The sequence below is a fragment of the Streptomyces tricolor genome (assembly GCF_002155905.1).
In the GTDB taxonomy this organism is placed as follows: Bacteria; Actinomycetota; Actinomycetes; order Streptomycetales; family Streptomycetaceae; genus Streptomyces; species Streptomyces tricolor.
Window position 1 is genome coordinate 1 of the sequence record NZ_MUMF01000721.1, and the last position, 5,861, is coordinate 5,861.

At 74.7% G+C, this 5,861-nt stretch carries 4 protein-coding genes; all 4 read left to right on the forward strand.

Going from position 1 to position 5,861, the window contains the following annotated elements; translation table 11 throughout:
• Positions 1-1,016: LLM class flavin-dependent oxidoreductase (locus tag CCN44_RS38150; protein ID WP_086703396.1), on the forward strand; the 1,016-nt coding region annotated here is incomplete at its 5' end.
• Positions 1,017-1,111: 95 nt separating this feature from the next.
• Entirely contained in the window at positions 1,112-1,825 is a 714-nt protein-coding gene (locus CCN44_RS38155) for an SDR family NAD(P)-dependent oxidoreductase (protein ID WP_086703399.1), read from the forward strand.
• A 226-nt stretch (positions 1,826-2,051) separates the two neighbouring features.
• Positions 2,052-3,596 carry a class I adenylate-forming enzyme family protein gene (locus tag CCN44_RS38160; RefSeq protein ID WP_308406198.1) on the forward strand — a complete coding sequence of 515 codons (1,545 nt, stop codon included), beginning with the start codon at positions 2,052-2,054 and terminating at the stop codon, positions 3,594-3,596.
• A 1-nt stretch (position 3,597) separates the two neighbouring features.
• A partial coding sequence (locus CCN44_RS38165) for an AMP-binding protein (protein WP_143650293.1) occupies positions 3,598-5,861 on the forward strand: 2,264 nt, incomplete at its 3' end.

Here is a 5,861-nt window from a genome sequence, read left to right on the forward strand (position 1 = left end):
TCGCCGACCTCACCCCGGACCCGGCGACCGGTGACGTCATGCCCGCCGGCAGGCGGATCACCGACCTCGTGCGCGCCGCCGTGCTCGCCGACGAGGCGGGCCTGGACGTCTTCGCCGTCGGCGAGCACCACCATCCGAACTACGCGGTGTCCTCGCCCGCCGTCGTGCTCGCCGCCATCGCCCAGGCCACCACCCGCATCAAGCTCACGAGCGCGACGACGCTGATCGGTGTCCTCGATCCGGTCCGGGTGTACGAGGACTTCGCCACCGTGGACCTGATCTCCGGCGGCCGGACCGAGATCACCGTGGGCCGCGGCGCCTTCCCCGAGCCGTTCGAGCTGTTCGGGTACGAACTCGACGACTACGACAGCCTGTTCACCGACCACTTCGAGCTGCTGCGCAAGATCGTCGCCCAGCCCTGGGTCAGCTGGTCGGGCCGCCACCGCGCGCCCCTCACCAGCGCCGGGGTCGTCCCCCGCGCCAACCGCTACCCGCTGCCCGTCTGGGTCGGCGTCGGCGGGAACCGGGGGAGCGCGACGCGCGCCGGATCACTCGGCGTACCCATCCTCGTCGGCACCACCGGCGGCGCCCTCTCCCGCTTCGCGGAGACGTTCACCGTGTACCGGGCGGCGGCCGAGAAGGCGGGGCACGACCCGGCGGAACTGCCGGTGGCCACCACGAACTACCTCCACGTCGCCCACACCCCCGCCGACGTGGACCGCTTCCACGCCCACTGGGCAGCGTACGCCGCGCACCACTCGCGGGGCCGGCTCCAGGGGCGGCGCGAGATGTTCGACCTGCAACGCGGCGAGGACGGCCCGCTGCTGCTCGGCAGTCCGCAGCAGATCGTGGACCGGATCGGGCGGCAGCACGAGCTGTTCGGCCACGACCGGCTGCTCGCCCAGATCGACCTCGGCGGCATGCCGTTCGCGCAGGTCGCCGAGACGATCGAGATCCTCGGCAGCGACGTGCTGCCCGCCGTACGGGAGCTGACCCGCGGTCACCGGCCCGCCTGACGACTACCAGACCGACCGATGCCGGCCGGACCTTGACCGCCCTACCCTCTGGCACGTGTGGGCGAATCGGCCCGCGCCAGGCGGAAGGTGGGGAAATGTCGCAGGTGGCGATCATCGCCGGAGCCGGAGCCGGAGCCGGAGCCGGAGCCGGAGCCGGAGCCGGTACCGACACCGCGGCCGAGGCGGCACGCGCACTGGCCGCGGACGGACTCGACGTGGCACTGCTCGACGCCGACGCGTCCGCCGGCGCGGCCACGGCGGCCCAGGTCGAGAGCCTGGGCCGCCGGGCGTTGACGGTGCGCACCGACTGGACCGACACCGCGTCGGCCGGCGCCGCGATCGAGCAGGTGTGCGCCCATCTCGGCGACCCGTCCGTCCTGCTCAGCGTGGTCCCCGCGGCCGGCCCCGGACAACTGCCGGCGCTCTCCCCGCAGCAGTGGACCGACACGACCGCCGTACCGTTGCGCGCGGTCTTCCTGGCCTGCCAGGCCGTACTGGACCCCATGGCCAGGAACGGTGGCGGCCGGCTCATCACGATCGCGGACACGGCGGGCGCGGAGACCGAGAACGCCACCGTCCGCAGCGCGCTCGAAGGCCTCACCCGGACCCTGGCGCTCGAACTGGCACCGCTGGGCATCACGGCCCATCTCCTCACCGCGTCCCGCCCCGTCGACCAACTCGGCACCCGGGCCGGCCGGATGCCCACCGCCGTGGAGTTCTCCCGGCAGGCGGCCCGCACCGTCACGATGCTCACCGGGGCCACCGCCGACTCCCTCAGCGGCCAGGCGCTGCGCGTGGGCGCCCTCTGACAGCCGTCGACACTGACCACACGGTGGCCCCGCCGGGCTACCAGCACGAGGGATGTGAGCCCGCCCGGGCCGACCTACGGTGGTCGGGATCAGGGCGCAGGTCGATGCACCCCGCCGGAAGATCCCCGTACTCCCCGGCCCGGACATGCCGACACGCCATGCCCGAACGTGCCTGTTGACCACCGAGTCGCATTGGAGAACGTACGTGCAAGGCCATGATCACTACGTGCGCCAGATCCTCGCGAAACTGAGCGCCGAGCCCGAGGGCGTCCCCCTCGTCCACCGGGACACGCCGACCACCGCCCGGGAACTGGCGGACCACGTCGTCTCCGCCGCGGCCCGGATGCGCGAGCACGGCGTCGGCCCCGGCAGCGCGGTGGCCGTGCTGACCAACCCGAACACGCCCGCGACCCTGATACTGCGGTACGCGGCGAACCTGGTCGGCGCCACCGCGGTGCACATCCGCGGTGTCAACGCGGTCGACCCCTCCGACGAACTGTCCGCCGAGGCGCAGCTCGGCATCCTCATGGACGTCGCGCCGGCCGTGCTCGCCATCGACCGGGACAACATCGCGCGGGCCCTCGAACTCTGCGGCTCCCTGCCCGAGCGCCCGCCGATCGCGGTGTTCGGCGGCGCCGACGCCCTCCCGGACGCCATCGACCTGTCCGCCCCCGCCGACCTCGACCTCACCACCGCCGAGCAGGGCACCATCGCCGTGGTGACCTACACCAGCGGCTCCACGGGCAAACCCAAGGGCGTCAGCTGGCCCTACGCGGTCAAGAACGAGATGGTCGCGACCTCCGCGGTCCGCGGCGACCGCGCCCGCTGCCTGGTCACCGCACCCCTCACCCACTCCAGCGGCGCCACCGCGGACGACACGATCGTCGCCGGCGGCGTCGTCGTCCTGCACCCCGGCTTCGACGCCGCCGAGGTGCTGCGCGCGGTCCCCCGCCACGGGATCACCCGCCTCGTGCTCGGCTCACCGCAGGTCAACGCGCTGGCCGAACACCCCGACACCGCGCACACCGACCTGACGAGCCTGCGCGAGGTGTTCTACACCGGCAGCCCCGCCGCGCCCGAACGGCTCGCCCACGCGGTGAAGGCGCTCGGCCCCGTCCTCTTCCAGGTCTACGGCACCAGCGAGACCGGACTGATCAGCCTACTGACGCCGCAGGACCACCTGGACCCCGAGCTGCGCGCCACCGTCGGCCGCCCGCCGGAGGCCGTCCGGGTGAGCATCCGCTCCGTCGCCGACGGCCGGGAACTGCCCGCCGGCGAGGCCGGCGAGGTGTGCGTGATCGGCCGCTGGCAGATGGCCGGTTACTGGAACGAACCCGAACTGACCGCGCAGGTCGTGCGGGACGGCTGGGTGCACACCGGAGACATCGGCCACCTCGACGAGGCGGGCTGCCTGCATCTGCACGGCCGGATCGCGGACGTCATCAAGGTCAAGGGCATCAAGGTGCATCCGAGCGCGGTCGAACGGGTGCTCCTGGAACACCCGGGCGTGGCCGCCGCGGCGGTCTTCGGCGTCGAGGACGAGCAGCGCGTCGAGCGGATCTGCGCCGCCGTCGTGCCGCGCGACGGCGTGACCCTGCACCCCTCGGTGCTGGAACGGCACGTCACCGCGGCGCTGTCGGCGAACCACGTGCCCGCCGAGATCGAACTGCGCGAGACGCTGCCCCTGGTGGGCCCCGGCAAGCCGGACCGGGTGCGGCTGCGCGCCGAGGCCGTGGCACGGGCCGCGCGGGCCGAGGGAGCGGGGAGCTGACATGGTGCCCACGACACTCCCCTCCCACGTGGTCACGATGGTCGACGTCGACGGCCCCCTGGACGGCACCGCGCTGCGGCGGGCCGCCGCCGAACTGGCCCGGCGCCACCCGCACCTGCGGCCGGCACCGGACGCGGAACTGCCGTGGCGCGCCATCGACCTCGGCACCGTGGACGGGCCCCGGCGCGACGCCGAACTGGACCGGCTCGACGCCGAGGAGGACGCGGGCCCGCCCGTCCCGCTGCGGCTGCTGCTCGCCCGCCTCGGCCCCCGCCGGCACCGGCTCCGGCTGAGCAGCGACCCGGCGGCCGTCGACGCCCAGTCGCACCGCGTGCTCATCGACGAACTGCTCGCCGTGTACGGCGGCAGGGACGGCGACCTGCCGCGGGTGCCGGCCCACGCCGACTACGCCGGCTGGCTGGCCGCCCAGGACCGCGAAGCGGCCGACCTGGTCTGGTCGACCCACCTCGCCGAGGCCGAGCCGACCCTGGTGGGCGGTCAGGCGGACCCCGCCCGGCCCGGTCCGGTGGAGCGGGTCTCCGGTGAACTGCCCGCCGACGTCGGCAGCGGCCTGCTGCGGATGGCCCACGACCACGGCCTGGCCTTCGAGACGGTCGCGCAGGGCGTGTTCGGCATCCTGCTGGGCTGGCTGACCGGCCGGGACGACGTCGTGCTCGGCGTGACGGCCCGGCCGCGCTTCCTCGGGATCGACATCATGGCCGGCCGCCTGGCCGAGCCGCGGCCGGTGGTGGTCCGGGCCGCCGCCGGGGACTCGCTGCTCGACGTGTTCTTCCGGCTGGCCGACGAACAGGCCCGGCTCACCGGCGTCCTGGCGCCCCGCGAGACCCACGGCATCTTCGACACGCTGGTCTCGGTCGACTGCGGCGAACCGGCACCGGTCGCCGACCTCCGGGTGGTGGCCGTGGAGCAACGGCCGCAGGTCCCCGGCGCCCTCGCCTTCCGGGTGTCCGGGACGGGCGAACGGCTGCGGCTGGACCTGGACTTCCGGCCGGACCTGCTGGACCGCGCCGACGTCGCGCGCATGCTGGAGGCGCTGACCCGGCTCTTCGACGCCGTGGAGAAGGACCCCGCCCAGCGGGTCGGCGGGGTGGACCTGCTGCCCCCGGCGGAGCGGCGGCGCATGCTCCGGGAGTGGAACGACACCGGCGTGGCGGCACCGCCCTGCACGCTCTTTGAACTGCTGCGCCGCCCGGTCTCCCGGACCCCGGACGCGCCCGCGCTGGTGTCGGCGGACGAAACCCTCACCTTCGCCGAACTCGGCCGGCGCGCGGACCGGCTCGCCCGGCTGCTCGCCGACCGCGGAGCGCGGCCCGGACGGCTGGTGGCGCTGGCGCTGCCCCGGTCCGTCGACCTCGTCGTCGCCGTCCTGGCCGTGGCCCGGACCGGAGCCGCGTTCGTGCCCGTCGACCCCGGCTACCCCGCCGAGCGGATCGCGTTCATGCTGCGCGACGCCGCGCCCTCGCTCGTGTGCACCCACTCCACCACCGGGGTCGCGGACCTGCCGGAATCCCTGCTCCTGGACCGGCCGGAGACACGGGAGGCGGTATGCGGGACGGACGGAAAGGAGGGGACGCCGTACCCGTACCCCGTCCCCGCGCTCGCCGAAGCCGCCTACGTCATCTACACCTCCGGCACCACAGGACGCCCCAAGGGCGTCGTCGTGACCCACGCCGGACTCGTCGACCTGGCCACGACCATGGCCGAGGGCATGGGGCTGGACGGCGACAGCAGGCTCCTACAGTTCGCGTCGCCGAGCTTCGACGCCTTCATCGCGGAACTGCTGGGCGCCTATCACGCGGGCGCCGCGCTGGTCATCCCGCCGGACGTCCCGCTCGCCGGGGACGCCCTCGCCGACGTGATCACCGCGTACGACGTGACGCGCCTGCTGCTGCCGCCGGTGGCCGCCGCGAGCGTGGAGCCGGAACAGCTGACCGGGGTCCGGGGCCTGATGACCGCGGGGGAGGCCTGCCCGGCCGACCTCGTCGCGCGCTGGTCGCCGGGGCGCCGGATGGTCAACGCGTACGGCCCGACCGAGACCACCGTCTGCGCCACCTGCAGCGAACCGCTGACCGGCACCGGCACCCCGCCGATCGGGCGGCCGGTCGCCGGCGCCTCGGTCTACGTGCTCGGCAAGGGACTCCAGCCGCTGCCGCCGGGTGTGCCCGGCGAGCTGTACGTGGCGGGCGCCGGGCTGGCACGGGGATACCTCGGCCGCCCCGGGCTCACCGCGGAGCGGTTCGTCGC

Bases quoted from the DNA above. Each gene is read 5' to 3' on its own strand.
- CCN44_RS38155 (WP_086703399.1), top strand. From the start codon at position 1,112: ATGTCGCAGGTGGCGATCATCGCCGGAGCCGGAGCCGGAGCCGGAGCC.